General features: G+C 55.0%; 18 protein-coding genes and 1 pseudogene. 8 read left to right on the top strand and 11 right to left on the bottom strand.

The window, feature by feature from the left end; all coding sequences use genetic code 11:
- Nucleotides 1-3: 3 nt before the first annotated feature.
- Nucleotides 4-450, top strand: coding sequence for a cytochrome c-type biogenesis protein (locus ACLEXF_RS05885; protein WP_074195372.1), 447 nt, complete (start codon nt 4-6; stop codon nt 448-450).
- Nucleotides 447-1,289, top strand: a complete 843-nt coding sequence (ccmI, locus tag ACLEXF_RS05880) for a c-type cytochrome biogenesis protein CcmI (RefSeq protein ID WP_065904635.1) — start codon at nt 447-449, stop codon at nt 1,287-1,289. The genes ACLEXF_RS05885 and ccmI overlap by 4 nt, the downstream gene beginning before the upstream one ends.
- A gap of 440 nt (nt 1,290-1,729) precedes the next feature.
- Here the strand turns inward: ccmI and ACLEXF_RS05875 are convergent.
- Nucleotides 1,730-1,889, bottom strand: a pseudogene (locus ACLEXF_RS05875) (LysR family transcriptional regulator); the annotation flags it as partial.
- Between the two features lie 269 nt (nt 1,890-2,158).
- On the opposite strand from ACLEXF_RS05875, the gene ACLEXF_RS05870 reads away from it, so the two are divergent.
- Entirely contained in the window at nt 2,159-2,509 is a 351-nt protein-coding gene (locus ACLEXF_RS05870) for a cyclophilin-like fold protein (protein ID WP_040241394.1), read from the top strand.
- Nucleotides 2,510-2,636: 127 nt separating this feature from the next.
- On the top strand, nt 2,637-3,854 hold the full coding sequence (locus tag ACLEXF_RS05865; protein ID WP_074377612.1) for an MFS transporter: 1,218 nt from the start codon (nt 2,637-2,639) through the stop codon (nt 3,852-3,854).
- 204 nt (nt 3,855-4,058) lie between these two features.
- Here ACLEXF_RS05865 and ACLEXF_RS05860 read toward each other — a convergent pair whose 3' ends face one another.
- The 9 genes from ACLEXF_RS05860 to ACLEXF_RS05820 all read right to left on the bottom strand — a co-directional run bounded on the left by ACLEXF_RS05860 (nt 4,059) and on the right by ACLEXF_RS05820 (nt 11,171).
- Nucleotides 4,059-4,862, bottom strand: a complete 804-nt coding sequence (locus tag ACLEXF_RS05860; RefSeq protein WP_049004716.1) for a carboxymuconolactone decarboxylase family protein — start codon at nt 4,860-4,862, stop codon at nt 4,059-4,061.
- A 15-nt stretch (nt 4,863-4,877) separates the two neighbouring features.
- Nucleotides 4,878-5,588 (bottom strand): putative quinol monooxygenase, encoded by a 711-nt coding sequence (locus ACLEXF_RS05855; protein ID WP_407259995.1) that lies wholly within the window; start codon nt 5,586-5,588, stop codon nt 4,878-4,880.
- 34 nt (nt 5,589-5,622) lie between these two features.
- Nucleotides 5,623-6,162, bottom strand: a complete 540-nt coding sequence (locus ACLEXF_RS05850; RefSeq protein WP_064187701.1) for an NAD(P)H-dependent oxidoreductase — start codon at nt 6,160-6,162, stop codon at nt 5,623-5,625.
- Between the two features lie 87 nt (nt 6,163-6,249).
- A complete protein-coding gene (locus ACLEXF_RS05845; protein WP_420497972.1) occupies nt 6,250-7,269 on the bottom strand; it encodes an aldo/keto reductase in 1,020 nt (339 codons plus the stop codon).
- Nucleotides 7,270-7,271: 2 nt separating this feature from the next.
- Entirely contained in the window at nt 7,272-7,844 is a 573-nt protein-coding gene (locus ACLEXF_RS05840) for an NAD(P)H-dependent oxidoreductase (RefSeq protein WP_407259764.1), read from the bottom strand.
- Nucleotides 7,845-7,995: 151 nt separating this feature from the next.
- On the bottom strand, nt 7,996-9,030 hold the full coding sequence (locus ACLEXF_RS05835) for an amidohydrolase family protein (protein ID WP_080841544.1): 1,035 nt from the start codon (nt 9,028-9,030) through the stop codon (nt 7,996-7,998).
- A gap of 102 nt (nt 9,031-9,132) precedes the next feature.
- Nucleotides 9,133-10,080, bottom strand: a complete 948-nt coding sequence (locus ACLEXF_RS05830; protein WP_049004063.1) for an aldo/keto reductase — start codon at nt 10,078-10,080, stop codon at nt 9,133-9,135.
- 84 nt (nt 10,081-10,164) lie between these two features.
- The gene (locus ACLEXF_RS05825) at nt 10,165-10,854 is read right to left on the bottom strand and encodes a type 1 glutamine amidotransferase domain-containing protein (protein WP_064794669.1); all 690 of its coding nucleotides are present in this window, start codon (nt 10,852-10,854) and stop codon (nt 10,165-10,167) included.
- A gap of 14 nt (nt 10,855-10,868) precedes the next feature.
- A complete protein-coding gene (locus tag ACLEXF_RS05820; protein WP_053810270.1) occupies nt 10,869-11,171 on the bottom strand; it encodes a hypothetical protein in 303 nt (100 codons plus the stop codon).
- A 139-nt stretch (nt 11,172-11,310) separates the two neighbouring features.
- On the opposite strand from ACLEXF_RS05820, the gene ACLEXF_RS05815 reads away from it, so the two are divergent.
- Entirely contained in the window at nt 11,311-12,210 is a 900-nt protein-coding gene (locus ACLEXF_RS05815; RefSeq protein WP_064187649.1) for a LysR family transcriptional regulator, read from the top strand.
- Between the two features lie 36 nt (nt 12,211-12,246).
- Here the strand turns inward: ACLEXF_RS05815 and ACLEXF_RS05810 are convergent, their stop codons facing one another.
- A complete protein-coding gene (locus ACLEXF_RS05810; RefSeq protein WP_114506072.1) occupies nt 12,247-13,155 on the bottom strand; it encodes a LysR family transcriptional regulator in 909 nt (302 codons plus the stop codon).
- A 213-nt stretch (nt 13,156-13,368) separates the two neighbouring features.
- On the opposite strand from ACLEXF_RS05810, the gene ACLEXF_RS05805 reads away from it, so the two are divergent.
- From ACLEXF_RS05805 to ACLEXF_RS05795, 3 genes are all read left to right on the top strand, one after another.
- Nucleotides 13,369-14,355 (top strand): aldo/keto reductase, encoded by a 987-nt coding sequence (locus ACLEXF_RS05805; RefSeq protein WP_053810273.1) that lies wholly within the window; start codon nt 13,369-13,371, stop codon nt 14,353-14,355.
- Between the two features lie 46 nt (nt 14,356-14,401).
- Nucleotides 14,402-15,583, top strand: coding sequence for an aldo/keto reductase (locus ACLEXF_RS05800; RefSeq protein WP_053810921.1), 1,182 nt, complete (start codon nt 14,402-14,404; stop codon nt 15,581-15,583).
- A gap of 65 nt (nt 15,584-15,648) precedes the next feature.
- Entirely contained in the window at nt 15,649-16,593 is a 945-nt protein-coding gene (locus tag ACLEXF_RS05795; RefSeq protein ID WP_407259765.1) for an SMP-30/gluconolactonase/LRE family protein, read from the top strand.
- Nucleotides 16,594-16,595 lie beyond the last annotated feature (2 nt).

Genomic DNA, 16,595 nt, shown 5'->3' with positions numbered 1-16,595 from the left:
GTAATGGGCATCCTGCTGGCGCTGATGGTGACCGGCCAGGCGTGGGCCGCCATCGATACCTGGCAGTTTAAGGATGAGGCCCAGGAGCAGGCCTTTCGCGAGATCACCTCCCAGCTGCGCTGCCCGAAATGCCAGAACAACAGCATCGCCGACTCGAACGCGATGATTGCCGCCGATATGCGGCAGAAGGTGTACGAGCTGATGCAGCAGGGGAAAACGAAAGGGCAGATCGTTGACTATATGGTGGCCCGCTACGGCAATTTTGTCAGCTACGAGCCGCCGCTGACCGCGGGCACGGTGCTGCTGTGGCTGGGGCCGGGGCTGTTCGTGCTGGCGGGCGCCGGGATGATTATCGCCCGCGCGCGTCGTCGCGACATCCCTGACGCGGCGCTCAGCGCTGAAGAGCGCCAGCGGCTGGCGGAATTATTAAAAGAAGGAAAAGAACGATGAGCCTGTTGGTGGTTATCGCCGGGCTGTTGCTGGCTGGCGCGCTGGGACTGCTTTATTACCCATGGACGGGCAACGGGGCGGTGGACCGCGATACCCTCAACCGCGCCCTGTATCAGTCGCGCCTGCAGGAGCTGACGCAGGAGCGCGGCGAGGACAACCCGGCGCTGGTCGTCGAGCTGCAGCGCACGCTGCTGACCGATATCCCGCCCCAGGCACAGCCTGGCGAACGGCCGCTAAGCCGCTGGGCGCTGCTTCCGGGGGCGCTGCTGCTGGTAGTCCTGAGTCTGGGCCTGTATCTGAAAACCAGCGATATCGGCCAGGTGCTGCTCTGGCAGCAGGCTGAACGGCATTATCCTGCGCTGTTGCAGCAGGTTAAGGACCCGACGGCGGCGCCGCTGCGAATGGATGAGCTGGCGGAGCTGCGGCTTGGCCTGCGCAGCCACCTGCAGGATACCCCGAATGACCTCCCCGGCTGGCAGCTGCTTGGACGGCTGGGCCTGTTGTTAAACGATGGCGAGACGGCGATCGGCGCCTTTGGCCGGGCGCATGCTCTGGCGGCGGATGACCCGGCGGCGGCTTTCGATTACGCCAGCGCGCTGGTGCGGGCGGGAGATAGCGGTCAGGTTCGGATGGGCGAGCTGCTGCTGCGTGACCTGCATCAGCGGCAGCCGAACAGCCTGCCGGTGCTGGAGATGCTGGCCCTGAGCGCGGTGCGTAATGAAGATTACCCCGAAGCCGTGGCCGCCCTGCAGGCGCTGCTGGCCCGGCTGCCGGAAGGGGATGCGCGGCGCGAGGCGATCGTCCGCCAGCTGGCGCAGGCGCAGCAGCAGGCGCAGTAACTGCCCGGCGGCGCTGCGCAGGCGCGGGTCTGGGGCATGCCACCAGAAGAGTACGGGCAGCCCTGTTTTTGTAGGCCGGGTAAGTTTTGTAGGCCGGGTCAGGCGCAGCCGCCACCCGGCACAAAATCGGCTCCATGCCCGCTGTCCTTGCCCGGCGGCGCTGCGCTTGCGCGGGCCTACGAAGGGCGCGAATAGAGCGCCAAATCGCGGGCAGTTTTGTAGGCCGTGTAAGCGAAGCGCCACCCGGCACAATTAAGGCACAACAGCGTAGCCCGGATAAGGCGCCATGCGCCGCCATCCGGGATTTTCTCTGCTGGCGCTACGCTTAGCCGCTAGCGCGTTACGTCCCCCTGGTGTCGATCACGCCTGCTGTGTGCCAGATATAGTCATTAAACTCTCAGGCGTAAATTTTCCCCGATTGAACCATGTGCTCATTAATACAGCAGTCGCGCCCCGGCAGTCGTCACTGACACACTGCGCGTGGTCCTTGTCAGCATGCGGATTCGCATCCGTTCTTCCTGCCCGGAAATCACCTGCTCAGGCGGGCTGGGTCACGCCGAGCTGGGCGGCAGCGCGCGTAAAGCTACCCTCACGCACCACGGTAACGAAAGAGAGTCAGTCGTTGAGATTGCGCCTGGCCATGCTCGTTTCCGGTCCATTTATAAATTTTACTCATAAGGGTATTAAGTATTCATTAGCTAGTTAACCCGCTGCATATTGCTAATAATAAAGCGATGAAAAAGTCAACGATAACCCTTATGCAAAACGCTTACCGCAGAACATCACTGCTGCTTCTTGCCGGCCTGATTTTCGTCACGCAGTCCGCTATGGCGAGTGACAACGACCGGGGAGTGGCGCAGGAGACGCTTATGAAAATTGAGATCATCGTGGAGGGAGAAACCGCTACCGCCACCCTCTATGATACGCCGACAGGCCGGGACTTTGCGTCTTTGCTTCCTCTCAGCCTGACGCTGGAAGACTATGACGATATTGAGCGTATAAGCGACCTGCCGCGCAGGCTTTCCACGGTGCAGGCACCGGACGGCATGACGCCGGAAGCCGGAGATATCACTTACTACGCGCCGTGGGGCAACCTGGCGATTTTTGCCCGGGGCAGGGCTTACGGCCGTTCACTGATCCCGTTAGGGAAAGTGGATTCCGGACTCCCGGTCCTGCAGCGCCACGGACCTCTTGCGGTGCAGATCAGGGTAGCCAACTGACCCACAGCACCTTCCATATCGCGATTATCCCTCTTATCCCGTCCCCGTATGCCGTTTCAGCTCTTCCTTCAGCGCTGAAGGCTCCGGGGCGCAGACTTCATGTTATCTACTGAAAAGAAATCCCTGAATGAGTAATAAGACAGACGAAAACAGAAAAAATAACACCGGAAGCGGGAAACAGCCTGAGCACTGGAGTGGTGTCTTTGCCATGACGCTGTGCGTCTTTGCCCTGATCGCCTCCGAATTCATGCCGGTCAGCCTGCTGACACCGATGGCGCAGACCCTTCGTGTCACCGAAGGTATGGCCGGACAGGGCATCGCCATTTCCGGGACATTTGCAGTGGTAACCAGCCTGTTTATTTCCGTGCTGGCAGGCACGCTTAACCGGAAAACGCTGCTGCTCGGTCTGACCTGCATTATGGCAATTTCCGGTGCTGTTATTGCGATGGCGCCCAATTACCTGACCTATATGGCGGGCAGGGCCCTGATTGGCATTGTGGTCGGCGGGTTCTGGTCGATGTCGGCCGCGACGGCAATGCGTCTGGTCCCGGTGCATCGTGTTCCGCTGGCGCTGGCTATTTTCAACAGCGGCAATGCTCTGGCTACCGTCGTGGCTGCCCCTCTTGGCAGCTGGCTCGGATCGGTTGTTGGCTGGCGGGGGGCCTTCTTCTGCCTGGTGCCGGTCGCCATCATCGCGTTTGTCTGGCAATTACTCAGTCTGCCTTCTATGTCGGTCACCCGTCAGGCGGCGGCTTCCCGCAACGTTTTCAGGCTGTTTCGTCGACGGGTGGTCACGCTGGGCATGCTGGGTGTGGGGATCTTCTTTATGGGGCAATTCACGCTCTTTACCTACATCAGGCCTTTCCTTGAGACGGTGACGCGGGTGGATGCCGCAACGGTGACCTTGGTCCTGCTGGTTATTGGTGTCGCGGGTTTCATCGGCACTACCCTGATTGGCCGGGTGCTGAAAAGCGGGTTCTACCCGACCCTGATGGCCATCCCTGTACTGATGGCTATCACTGCGCTGGCCCTGATTGCCTTCGGCAGTCATGTAGCCATCGTGACGGCGCTGCTCGGGCTGTGGGGGCTGATTTCCACTTCCGCACCGGTGGGATGGTGGGCATGGGTTCCGCATACCTTCCCTCAGAATGCCGAAGCGGGCGGCGGACTGATGGTGGCGATGGTGCAACTGTCCATTGCTCTCGGTTCGACGGTGGGCGGTCTGCTTTTCGACCATCACGGCTACCAGAGCACCTTCCTGGCCAGCGCCGCGATGCTGATTATCGCAACCGTACTGATCTTTCTGACCTCGCGGGCAGACACTTCTGCCGCAGACCATTCATAAACCCAGGAGTAACGCCATAACAGTTAAAGCTTACGGCGCCCATGCGTGCATATTGCCGCTGGAGCCGATGGATAAGGCCTCGTCGTGAGGAAAGAATATGTCTACGGGCGGGGTCAGTCCAAATCACTCAATGTTGCGCCCATTTGTTCGAGAACTGGTCACCCTAATTTTATGATGTACGTTAGGTTTTCGCGTTCAGTAATATTACTTTTTACTCGATGACCGATTGCGTAGTACCTCTCCGACAACAGGAGCAGCGGTAAACGCGTTTGGCCAGCCGGCATAGAACGCGGCTTGGGTAACGATCTCACCAGCCTCCTCAGCAGATAGTCCATTATCCATCGCTCTGTTGAGGTGATAGCCAATCTGTGCACTTTGTCCGGATGCGATTAAGGCGCTGACCGTAACCAGGCTTCTGTCGCGGGGTTTCAGCGCGGGTCTTTGCCAGAGATCCAGGAACAGGGGTTCAGCAGTGAACTTAACCAGGCCTGGAGATATTGAGCCAACATTTTTTTCCACTGTTTCTGAACGCTGCTTTTCTGCTTCCTGATTGAGGGGGAGCAGATCCGGAGAAGCGTCAGGAATTGCATCCGCCGTAACGCCACGAGATTCAAAAACCGTTTTGGTCACGCTGATGGCTGACATTGCATTTGGCCAACCTGAGTAGAACGCCAGATGGGTAATGATTTCTGACAGTTCCGCTGGTGTCACGCCGCTATCGAGAGCGACTTCAATATAGTGCTTAAGCTCGCCTGGCTGGTTGCGGGCAATCAGCATGGCAATGGTCACCATACTACGGTCCCTGGGCGAGAGGGAATCGCGTGTCCACAGATCTTCAGTAATGGCTTCACGGCTGAAGCGCGCCAGAGCCGGAGAGACAGCACGAATATCAGCTTCCGAAATCGCTGAAGGTTCAATTTTCATCATCGCTTTACCTCTTGTTTCCTCAGCAATAGCAAAATCAGAAATAACAAGCGACATGGCCGCCGCTGCAATTATGCTTTTCATGTTAATCCTCACTGATCAACGGTGCGGATCCTGTTTGATTCCGCCTTTGTTACGAAGAAATACCGGTTTTACCGGGATAGCGTCCTTACTGGCGCTCATATGCGCCGTTTGCCTGAGATAATCCCGAAAGTGTGGCGTTTGTCGGTGCAGTTGATACGCTTCCTCACTGGCGTAAATCTCATAGAAATAACAGCGGTTCGGAGTCTGTGAGTCTGTAGCGGCATACATAGCTAACACGCCTTTCTCTACTTTGAGCGACTCAGCCATTTCAGGCATGACGATGTTTTTAAATTCGGTCTGAAATTCAGGCTTTACCTCGACGATCACCAGATTATTAATGGTTCGCTCATTCGGTATGATGTGTTTGTCCCCCAGAAATTGGGGCTCCAGAATGATTTTATTTTTCCGTTCGATAATGTCAGGTGCCCGGGCAGCGAATGCCTTGTACGGGTCGCCATTCAGATGTTTGTGGTAAGCGCTTTCGTTTTCATAGAGCTCCACCATGAATGCATGACGTGGATGGTCGCTGCGTTGCAGGGCGTACATCGCCAGCGTACCTTCTTCATGAACAACCGAAGCAGAAATCGTCTGTCTGGCCACGTCTGCAAAATCGTTGCCCCGATCGGGCCTGACCCCAATCTCGAAGAGATTCATCACTGACTTATCCAGCACATCCGGTTTTGTTGCAAAAACCGGACTGCTTATTAGTATGCAAATTAAAAGCATAAGGCTCTTTTTCACGAGGCTCCTTTTACTGACATTACTGTTTAAGTCGTTCGATCAGCTGGTGCTGGTAGGAAGGTAGCTGATCGCTACGGGCGCCCTCAAAGACCAGGGGAGGAAGCCACGTCATACCTGCGTGCAGGGCGCTGGCTTTCATTGGTAAAAACACATCCGCGAGCGATACCCCGATCCTGCCGTCTGGCCCGTAAGTTGAGCTTCCCCCCGCAGCCGTACTGACAATAAGCATCTCCTTTCCCTGCCACAAACCGGGTCCGACACTCCCCCAGGTTTCATTAAGCCAGGCTTTCATCATCGGCGTAATATTGAACCAGTGTGTCGGGAAGATAAAAACGACACGACTGTGCTCACGCATCATTTTTCGCTCCGCGTCGCCATTAATCTGACGTGTGTCATAACCATACAATGTCTCAAGGTTGCGAACCGTCACGCCTTCCAGACTCTCAGCGGCTGCCTGCAGCCCTTTTGTCAGAACTGAGCGTTCCGGATAAGGGTGTGAGACGATAACGAGCGTTTTAATGTCGGTCTTTTCACGACTATGTGCATGGCTAACGGGCATCAGGAAGATAACTGCAAACAAAAACAACGCTGCTGCTCTGTGCTGCAGTAACCAGATCATAAAATCTCCTATAAAAGTGAATAAGGGCTACCGCGTCCAGACCTGCCTGGCGTCTTTCGTTTGCGGCGTGTTTTGCGCCATGATCCCCGTCAGAACATGCGGCTGGTAGGTTTCTTCCAGAAACCGGATTTCCTCCTGGCTCAGTTGAAGATTGACGGCGTTTACCGCGCCATCGACGTGATCTTTTTTTGTGGCCCCTACAACAGGTGACGTGACTTTTGTCAGCAGCCAGGCGAGAGATATTTCCGTCATGGACACCTGATGCCGTTCGGCAAGTTCGGCTACACGCTCAATAATGAGCCGATCCTGTTCAGCCGTGCTGTCATATTTCCCGCGCGCATAATCATCCTCCGCGGCTCGTCGCGTGTGGCCTTCTTTCCGGGAGAGACGACCGCTGGCCAGCGCGCTATAGGGGGTCATGGCGATATCATCTTCAGCGCACAGACCGAAGAGCTCTCGTTCATCTTCACGCATAATCAGGTTGTAGTGGCTCTGCACGGAAACAAAGGGCGTCAGCCCTTCGCGTTCGGCAAGGGCGTTCGCCTTCGCCAGCTGCCAGGCATAGCAATTGGAAATACCAATCGCGCGCACCTTGCCGGCGGTCACGGCGGCGTGCAGCGCTTCAAGCACCTCAATAACTGGCGTGTTGTAATCCCAGATGTGATAGATGTAGAGGTCGATGTAGTCCATCCCCAGATTCTGCAGGCTCTGGTCGAGCGATTGGGCTATGGCTTCTTTTCCGCCGATCCCCGCGGCAATTTGCGCGGCGGTTCGTGGCAGAAACTTGGTGGCCAGCACCACGTCCTCGCGTTTTGCCAACTCCCGCAGCGCCCGGCCAACGTATCGCTCGCTGGAGCCGTTCTGATAGGCGATGGCGGTATCGTAAAAATTGATACCCTTTTCGAGACCGTAGCGGATAATGTCCCGGCTTGCTGTTTCGTCCAGCGTCCAGCGATGCTGGCCCGTTAACGGGTCGCCAAACCCCATACATCCCATACAGATGCGGGAGACCAGTAAGTCACTTTTACCGAGCCGGGTATACTGCATCGTTATTCTCCCTCTGGATTATTCACGACGGAATTGAGCAGATCGACAAGCCTTGAAGCGTGTTCCCGGGCAAGCGTTTTTTGCTGCGCGATTTTGTCGGCATCCCGGTCGGCATAGCTGATACCGCAGGTATAAACCGGCGCCAGCAGCTCAAGATTGCACAGCCTTGCCGTGGTCTCGAATGGAATAAGATACTCTTCTATGGCATGGCCAAAGAAACCGTCAGCGGTATAGAGCACCTGCGGCGCCCCTGTAGTGAAGGAGAGGATCAGCTTTTTACCGCCCAGTTTCGCCGTTGAGCCATGCGCGAAGCCGTGGACAAAGACCTCGTCCAGCCATTGTTTCATTACCCCGGGTAGCCCATACCAGGAAAAAGGAAACTGCCAGACAATCACATCGGCCCTGAGCAGGCTTTCCTGCTCCGCAGCGATATTGAATTTGCCGTCCGGATAGAGCCAGTCCAGACGACGAATTTCAGCATCGGGAAGGGCGGTAGCCACTTCATCAAGGATAGTGGCATTGGCGACGGAATGGTTCAGCTCAGGATGACCTGAAACAACAAGGATATTTTTCATTTCAATCAGTTAAACATCATTGGTGAATATTTAACCCAGTATAGAGTGACACCATTATTTTTTTTAGAGCAGTAAAGGCTCATTCACTTTTAGACAAAAACTAATAATGGTCGACGGATCTTATTGTGCCCGGTCATCATGAACCCGTGAACTACGCCGTGATGCCCAGTAAACGTTCTGCATTGCGAAACGCGATGGCCTCTTTTTCAGCCTTATTGACCGGCAGACAGTCGATAAATGTTTTTACACCGTCCAGGGTCTGATAGGGATAATCGACGGAGAACAGGATCCTGTCTGCCCCCATTAACTCGTAGATAAACTGGAAGTGCGGCAGTGTCAGCATACCTGACGGGGTAACATAAACGTGCTCCTGGAAGGTTCTCGTTAGCGTGCGTGACAGACCCGTTGCAGCCAGCGGAAGGCTGTCATCAAGACGCTGCAGCCAGAAGGGCAGCATCTCCCCCCAGTGGCCACTGATTACCTGCAGGTGGGGATATTTATCAAATGCGCCCGATAACATCAGCCGTAACAAATGGATCCCGGCTTCGTGATGCCAGCCCCAGCCAAACATAGAGAGCCTGGCGTTGACCTCTGCGCTGAAGCCCGTGAAGTAGGCCTGTTGCACGCTTTTAAACGGTAATCCGGGATGAAGGTAGAGTGGCACATTCAGTTTATTAAAGCGGGAAAGCAGGGAGTCATAGTCAGGATGATCGAGAAAGCATGAAGAGGGTCGGCCATTGAGAAGTGCCCCTTTAAACCCCAGTTTTTCAACTGCGCGGACAAGCTCTTTTTCAGCCTCTTCCGGCTGTGCCCAGGGAAGTGTGGCAAATGCCGCGAAGCGATCCGGGTGATTTCTTACCGCCCCGGCAAGGCGGTCGTTTGCCGCCGTATTTAATGTTACCGCTTCATCCTTGGGTGCCAACTGGGGGAATCCGCCCACAGAAAGGATCTGCAGGGTAATTCCAGCCTCATCCATATCCCTGAGGCGGCGGCTTCCCAAATCTGCGCCTTTCGCGTTTATCAGCGCATTCTTTTCTATCTGCGGCCGGCTTCGGTCAGGATTATGACCATCAGCGACGGTTTTCCCCCAGTCGCCAAGGAAAGGCGCCTGCTCAAGCGCAACAGGCATACACGCTCGCCCTAACTCGCTGTCGAGATAATGTTCTTCGAGGCAAATGATTTTCATATTCTCACCCTTCATACAAAGCAGTAAAAGTGATGCAGATAAGGATCAGCCGGAACTGTCCATACGTGAATGTCATTCATGACAGTCTGTCCCGGACGGGCGTTACACCATCGGTTTTTCCCAGGCGCCTCGTGTATCCACTCTGGTCTCTGTGGCGAGTTGTTCCAGCAGGATGATTTCCTCCTCGCGTAACTGGATATCTGAAGCACTGGCGGCGTCCAGAACGTGATGGACTTTAGTCGCGCCGATGAGTGGAAGGGTACCTTTCGCAATAGCCCATGCGATGGCTATCTGTGCAACGCTGGCATTCCTTTCAGCTCCCATTTTTTTCATGGCGGCGGTTAATCTTTCTATCTGCGGCAGTACTGCGTTATAACTTTCGGCCCGGCCACTCCCGGCAGGCATGGGATGATTTGAATCATAACGACCACTGAGCGCGCCTTGCTCCAGGACCATGTAAGCAAAGAACGTGATGTTATTTTGTCGGCAATAATCAAGGATCCCGGCCTCTTCAGAGGCGCGATAAAGCAGGCTGTAGTGATTCTGTACTGCACTGAGGGAATAACCGGAAGCGTTAAGGATTTCGTTGGCGCGTCTGATTTGTGCCAGATTGTGGTTGGAAACACCTACGCGTTTTACCTTACCGCTTTGTAAAAGTGGGATCAGTCCTGGCGTCCATTTCTCAACATCGAGGGGATTATGGATCCAGTAGAAATCAATCGCGTCCACACCCAGGCGTCCCAGGCTGGCCTCAAGCATATTGCTGACAGGCTGCGCTGACTGTTCGTCCGCAATCTGCGGCGTGAATTTGGTGGATAAAATCATATCCTCGCGGGGGAATTGACGGACTAACGTTCCCAGCGCAGCCTCTGAACTCCCCATGCCATATACTGCTGCGGTATCCCAGAGATTGAGGCCCTTACTCATGGCCGTGGTGAACACGTCTGCCATCTGAGTATCAGAAAGATGATTGCCGAAGACGGTGTCGCCACCGGCAAAGCCTGTGCCCCAGGACCATGTGCCGAGCGCGACGGGAGGAAGAGTTTTCATATTCAGCTCCTGAAAAAAGGCCGGATCGTTGCTGACGTAAACCGGCCAAAGAGGGTGAGTAACGATGAAAGACAGATGAATGAATTAAGCTGTCTGGCGGAGCGCATTTAACAGCGCCACACCGACACCGTGCGCTGAAGCGGGATTCTGCCCCGTGATAAGGCGACCGTCAGTAACCACGTTTTCAGACCAGTTCGGAGCTTCATGATGAAGCGCGCCATGCTCGCGGAGTGCAGTCTCAAGCAGGAAGGGAACCACATCTGTGGTGTGAACTTCTTCCTCTTCCTTGTTGGTAAAGGCCGCCACGTTTTTGCCTTTCACCAGGTATTCGCCGCTACTGAGTTTTGCGTCAACCAGTGCCGCAGGTCCGTGGCAGACGGCTGAGACAATCCCATCATTTTCATACACTTCGCGGATAATACGCTGGGCATCCTGGCTGTCGCGGAAATCCCACATGGTTCCATGCCCGCCCGCAAAGAAAACGGCGCTGTAATCGGTACCGTTCAGCTCGGATAACGCAGGCGTTGTGGCCAGGCGCTGCTGAAAATCGGTTTCGTTCCAGAACCAGGCGTTGACAGGGTCACTGAGGTCAAATCCATCCACCGGTGGCTGTCCCCCACGAATGCTGGCTATCGTCGTTTTTAGTCCGGCATCTTCCAGTACTTTCAGCGGATGCGTCAGCTCGGCCAGGAAAAAACCGGTCGGTACACCGGATGCACCTTTAATTGGATGGCTGGAGACAACACACAGCACGGGTTTATCTGCAGGTTTCATATCGGGCCTCACTTTTACTTTTTGAATTCAGCGGCAAAAAGATTTTCCCAGTTAATAAAGGAGCCAAGCGGAATGCACTCGAAGCTTAATAAGCCTGCTTTTGCCAGCGGAAATTCGGCCATGACGTTCACCGCTTCATCGACAGAGTCACATTCAAGAAAAATAGCGACGCCAGGTCTGTCCTGACGGAAGTAGATGTCGCGGATGAAGCCGGATTTATACAATCCCCAGGCGTGCAGGGCTTCAGCGTTAAGGTGTGGAGCATATTTTTCCAGCGATGCTCCAGGTGCGGGGATATCCAGACATAAAATTCGCATCATAGTCTCCTGAACTCAGGTCGTTGTAGAAAGAGATAAAAGTATAAGAGGCGAATTTCATGAAGATTAGAGGAGCATTGACTTAAGCATCTTTAGACTGTACTTAATAATCTGACGGAGATTGTTTAAGGAACACATTATGAATAATGCCCTTTATAACCAGATACGCATCTTTCAGAGCATTGCACGTGAGGGTAATATTTCGGCAGCCGCAAGAAAACTGGAAATTACGCCTCCTTCCGTCAGCAATGCGCTTAAGCTGCTGGAAGAGCATATTGGCCATCCGCTTTTTGTGCGTACGACCCGCCGTATTGAGCTGACGGAAACCGGGCAGCTGTTGCTGGAACAGACCGCTGCGGCGGTGGAGTCGCTGGAAAATTCGCTTGAAAGCATTCGCGACCAGAATCAGGAGCCCTCTGGTATCGTGCGAATCACACTCTCGCGTTTTGCCTATTTGTTAATTCTTAAGCCTGCAATGGCGAAATTCTGTCAGCAATATCCGGGCATACAGCTGGAAATATCGGTCTATGACGGTACCGTGAATATCATCGAAGAGCGTTTTGATCTGGGGATCCGTTTTGGCGATATTCTTGAAGGCGGGGTGGTGGCGCGGCCGTTAATGAAACCCTTTCGTGAAGGATTATATGCATCCTCAGCTTATATCAGCGAGCATGGAATGCCTGAGGTGCCGGCAGACCTCAGTCAACACAAGCTGATTGGCTACCGTTTTATCACTAACAACCGCATCCTTCCGTTGCTCCTGAACGACCACGGAGAGCAACTGACGGTTGAGATGCCCGGGCAGTTAATCAGTAACGATATCGACGTTATGGCTGACGGGATCCGTAACGGGCTGGGAATTGGACGCCTGTTTGAACCCATCTGGCAGTTACAGCCCGACAGGGAGCACTTTATCCCCGTGATGGAGTGCTACTGGAAAACCTACCCGCCAGTTTATCTCTATTACCCCAAAAACGCGGGTAAAACGAAAAGAGTGAAGACCCTGATTGATTTTCTGCTATCCGCTACGAGGCGATAAAGACGTTAACTCATTGTTCAGTATGGAGGCGCTATTTCACAACCCCAGCGGCCTGGCCTCCTGTATGAACTCAATCAGAAGGCGAAGCCCGGTCGGCAGTTGCCGGCGGCTTGAATAATAGATATGAAAACCTTCCTCCAGCGGGGACCATTCCGTAAGCACCAGGCGGAGCCGTCCATCCTTGACATAGGGAGCAACAAGAGGCTCCGGAAAATACATCAGGCCAGCCCCGCCCAGTACGGCTACAAGGCCCGTTTCGGCATGATTGACCGTCACTGAGCCTGGCACTGTCATTTGGTATGTTTCGCCGTCTCGCTTAAGTTCCCAGCGATAAACCCGATCGTCGCCGAGACGATTGCTGATGCAGCGATGGCGTAATAAATCATCCGGATGTTCAGGCGTTCCGTAGCGTTCCAGGTAGTCGGGGGAGGCCGCGATAACCCAGCGAATATCGGCGGATAAACGCCGGGCAACCATGTCCTCCGGGACGGTGCCACCATAGCGGATACCGGCATCGAAGCCCGCATCAGTGACGTCAACCATACGGTTGCTGGCCACAATATCGATTTCAATATCGGGATAGCGATCCATAAAAGCGGGCATGACCGGCGCAAGCAAAAGATTTGCCGCTTCAACGGCGGCATTGATGCGGATACGTCCGGTAGGGGTATTGCGATACCGGTTAAGCGATTCAAGCGCGCCTTCTATGGAGTCGAAAGGCTGAAGAACAGACTGAACCAGTTCCTCACCAGCTGCCGTAGGGGTGACGCTCTTGGTCGTGCGATTAAGCAGGCGAACCCCGAGCCGGGTTTCCAGTCCCTTCAGGGCATGACTCAGCGCTGATGCACTGACGCCTAATTCAATTGCCGCACGGCTGAAGCTGCGATGACGTGCAATCGCCATGAAATAAATGAGATCGGCAACATCAGCTCTGCTTATTTGCATACAGAATAGTTTTCCTTGTGCGTTAAGACCCGAATGCGTTGATAAAGAAATGATATACACCTTAGACCGACCAGGGCTAATCCGTTGCTGAATTTTTTTCACAAGTCCATCCACTCATGTCCTCTCACTGAACACGTTGTGCTTCGTTATTCTTGAAAATTATGCACTCTGGCTGGTGGGCCAGGGCGGAACATTCACCTAACGGAGCCGTTTATGAACTATACGCATCTTGGCCGCACCGGCCTGAAAGTCAGCCGCCTTTGCCTCGGAACCATGAATTTTGGTGACGTCACCGACGAGAAAACCAGCGCCCGCATTCTGGATGAGGCGCTTGAGGCGGGTATCAATTTCATTGATACAGCAGACGTGTATGGCACCGAACAATCCCCCGATATCCAGCAAGGCTCAGGGCTGTCCGAGGAAATTATTGGTCGCTGGCTTCAGCAGGGTGGTCGCCGTGACCGTATTGTTCTGGCGACGAAAGTCTATCAGCCTATGGGACCAGGACCGAACGATCGCCGGCTTTCTGCTTACCATATTCGCAAGGCCTGCGAGGACAGTTTGCGACGTCTTAAGACCGACCATATTGACGTCTATCAGATGCATCACATCGATCGTCATACACCGTGGGAAGAGATCTGGCAGGCCATGGAACTGCTTGTTCAGCAGGGAAAGGTTCTTTATATCGGTAGCAGCAATTTCGCCGGCTGGGACATTGCGACTGCGCAGTCAGTCGCCACGGCCCGTCATTTCTTGGGCCTGGTCGCCGAGCAAAGTCTCTTCAATCTGACTGCCCGAACTATTGAGCTGGAGCTCATTCCCGCATGCCGTCATTTTGGCTTGGGGCTGATTCCCTGGAGCCCGCTTGCCGGAGGGTTGCTTGGCGGCGTACTGAAAAAGATGGCAAGCGGGCGCCGTGCAAGGCCCGCGTTTGCCCGTCTAATCGAACAGTATCGTCCGCAGTTGGAAGCCTACGAGGGATTATGTGAGGACCTCGGCGAAACCCCTTCCGATGTGGCGCTGGCGTGGCTCCTGCAGAATCCTGTCGTTACCGCTCCACTGATTGGGCCTCGTACGGTGGAACAACTCCAGCAGGCGCTTCACGCTACGACAGTCACGCTATCAGACGACACCATGAGCTGTCTTGACGAAATCTGGCCCGGTCCCGGGGGAGAAGCGCCTCAGGCTTACGCCTGGTAATGACCAAATTGATGAATCCTTTCTTCGTTATAGGGAGTTCCAGTTTATGAGCAAGATGAATCATGACCAGCCTTCTGCTGCCATACCCGCTTCCCGGGACCGGCGCAATTTTCTGATCGCCGGCGCCGGTCTGGCGTTGGCCGCAACCACCCTCGGAAGGAGCGGCGCCGTGATGGCGAAACCGGCTGGTCAGGACACGTCGAACGCCTCTTCGGATGCTGTTCCCGTCCGGAAGGAAACCTTAACCACGCGTAAACTCGGCTCGTTGGAGGTTTCCAGCATGGGACTCGGGTGCCTGCCGATGGTGGGTTATTACGGCGGAGGTCCGCGCGATCGTAAAGCCATGGTTTCGCTTATCCGGGCAGCCTTCGAACAAGGTATCACCTTCTTTGATACTGCCGAGGTGTACGGCCCCCATCTCAGTGAAGAATTTGTCGGGGAAGCACTGGCCCCTGTTCGCGATCGTGTAGTGATTGCCACCAAGTTCGGCTTCGGCGTGGAGGAGGGGAAGCCAACTTCCCTAAACAGCCACCCTGACCATATCCGCCGCGCCGTAGAGGGCTCACTAAAGCGTCTGAAAACGGACCACATCGATCTTCTTTATCAGCATCGCCCCGACCCGAATGTGCCGATCGAGGATGTGGCGGAAACCGTGAAGGCGCTGATCCAGGAGGGGAAAGTGAAACACTGGGGACTGTCGGAAGCGAGTGCCAGGACAATCCGGCGCGCACATGCGGTACTCCCTGTGACTGCAGTGCAGAGTGAGTATGCCATGTGGTGGCGGGAACCGGAGACGCGGATATTTCCAACGCTCGAAGAGCTGGGTATCGGTTTCGTACCTTACTGCCCGACCGCCCGCAGTTTCCTTGCCGGAGCAGTCAATCCAAGCCAGCGGTTCGACAGCACCGATCGGCGGCATAACCTGCCACGCTTCCAGCCCGATGCCCTGGCCAAAAACATGGTGCTGCTTGAATTCGCGCAGTCCTGGGCCCGTCGCAAAAACACCACTCCGGTTCAGTTCGCGCTGGCCTGGGTAATGGCCCAGCGACCCTGGATTGTCCCTATCCCGGGTACGACGCAATATCCGCACCTGATAGAAAATAGCGGCGCACCGCAAGTCCGGTTGACGGACAGCGAGCTACGCGAAATCGATGCGGCGCTTGCCAAAATCCCATTGCAGGGCGGTCGCGCCGATCCGTTTACCGAAAGTCAGTTTGATAAAAGTTAATACCTGCTGTCACAGGGAGACTGCAGGTGAAGTCTCCCTCTGTATAATTGCCGGGGATAAACCACATGAATGGACTAAATCATAAAGCGCTTACATGCAGTGCAGTCCCCATACCGCCCTGGGAGCGTTCTCTTCAGGCCGTGGAGGCCCAGCCGTACTTCAGCGTTTCACAGGCGTCGCTCGTGCTCGAAGGGATCGTGTTCGATCGGAACAATAACCTGCTGTTTGTTGATGTGGCGACGGGGCGCGTGTTTAAGCTCACCCCGGAGCGGCAGCTTTCCATTGTCCTTAAGGAGAATACGCTCGGTGCTTCCGGCCTGGCGGTACACAAGGATGGACGGATCTTTATCGCCTCGGTGGGCGATATGCAGCGAGGTTCTGTTCGGGCTATCGAACCCAACGGCACCGGTGAGCAGATGATTGTTGCTCCTGATGCCGGATTTCTTGTCAACGACCTGGTCTTTGATAATCAGGGCGGATTTTATTTCACTGACAGCCGGGGAAATTCAGCCGATCCACAGGGTGGAGTGTTCTACGTTAGTCCCAATGTCGGGTCAATTCATGCCATCCTGCCTGGGCTCGCAGTCGGGAACGGCATAGCGATTGACCCTGACGGTACTCAGATATGGGCCACAGAACACGCTAAAAACAGGCTTCATCGCGTAAGACTGTCAGACGCCACCACGGTCGCCCCGTTTGGTTCAGTTGTTATCTATCAGTTCACCGGGCCGGCGCCAGACGGGGCCCGTGTCGACAGCGAAGGCAATGTATATGTGGCCATCTCAGGCCAGGGCCGCGTCATGGTCTTCAACCGCAACGGACTGCCGATTGGGCAAATTGTGCTGCCTGACCGCGACGAAGGCCGTAACCTTAAATCGACAAGCCTGGCGATCCGCCCCGGGCATCGCGAGTTGTTTATTGTCGCCAACAGCGGGAGCGAACCTGGTGGAGCGATGATTTTTCGATCGGGCGCATTCGCGCCGGCACCGTTTCCCTTTTCACATCAGTGACC

It is taken from the genome of Klebsiella pneumoniae complex sp. WS1778, assembly GCF_049472055.1.
GTDB classification, from domain to species: domain Bacteria; phylum Pseudomonadota; class Gammaproteobacteria; order Enterobacterales; family Enterobacteriaceae; genus Klebsiella; species Klebsiella quasipneumoniae.
Note: the sequence above shows the minus strand (reverse complement) of the source record. Positions and strands in the feature narration are given on the sequence as shown.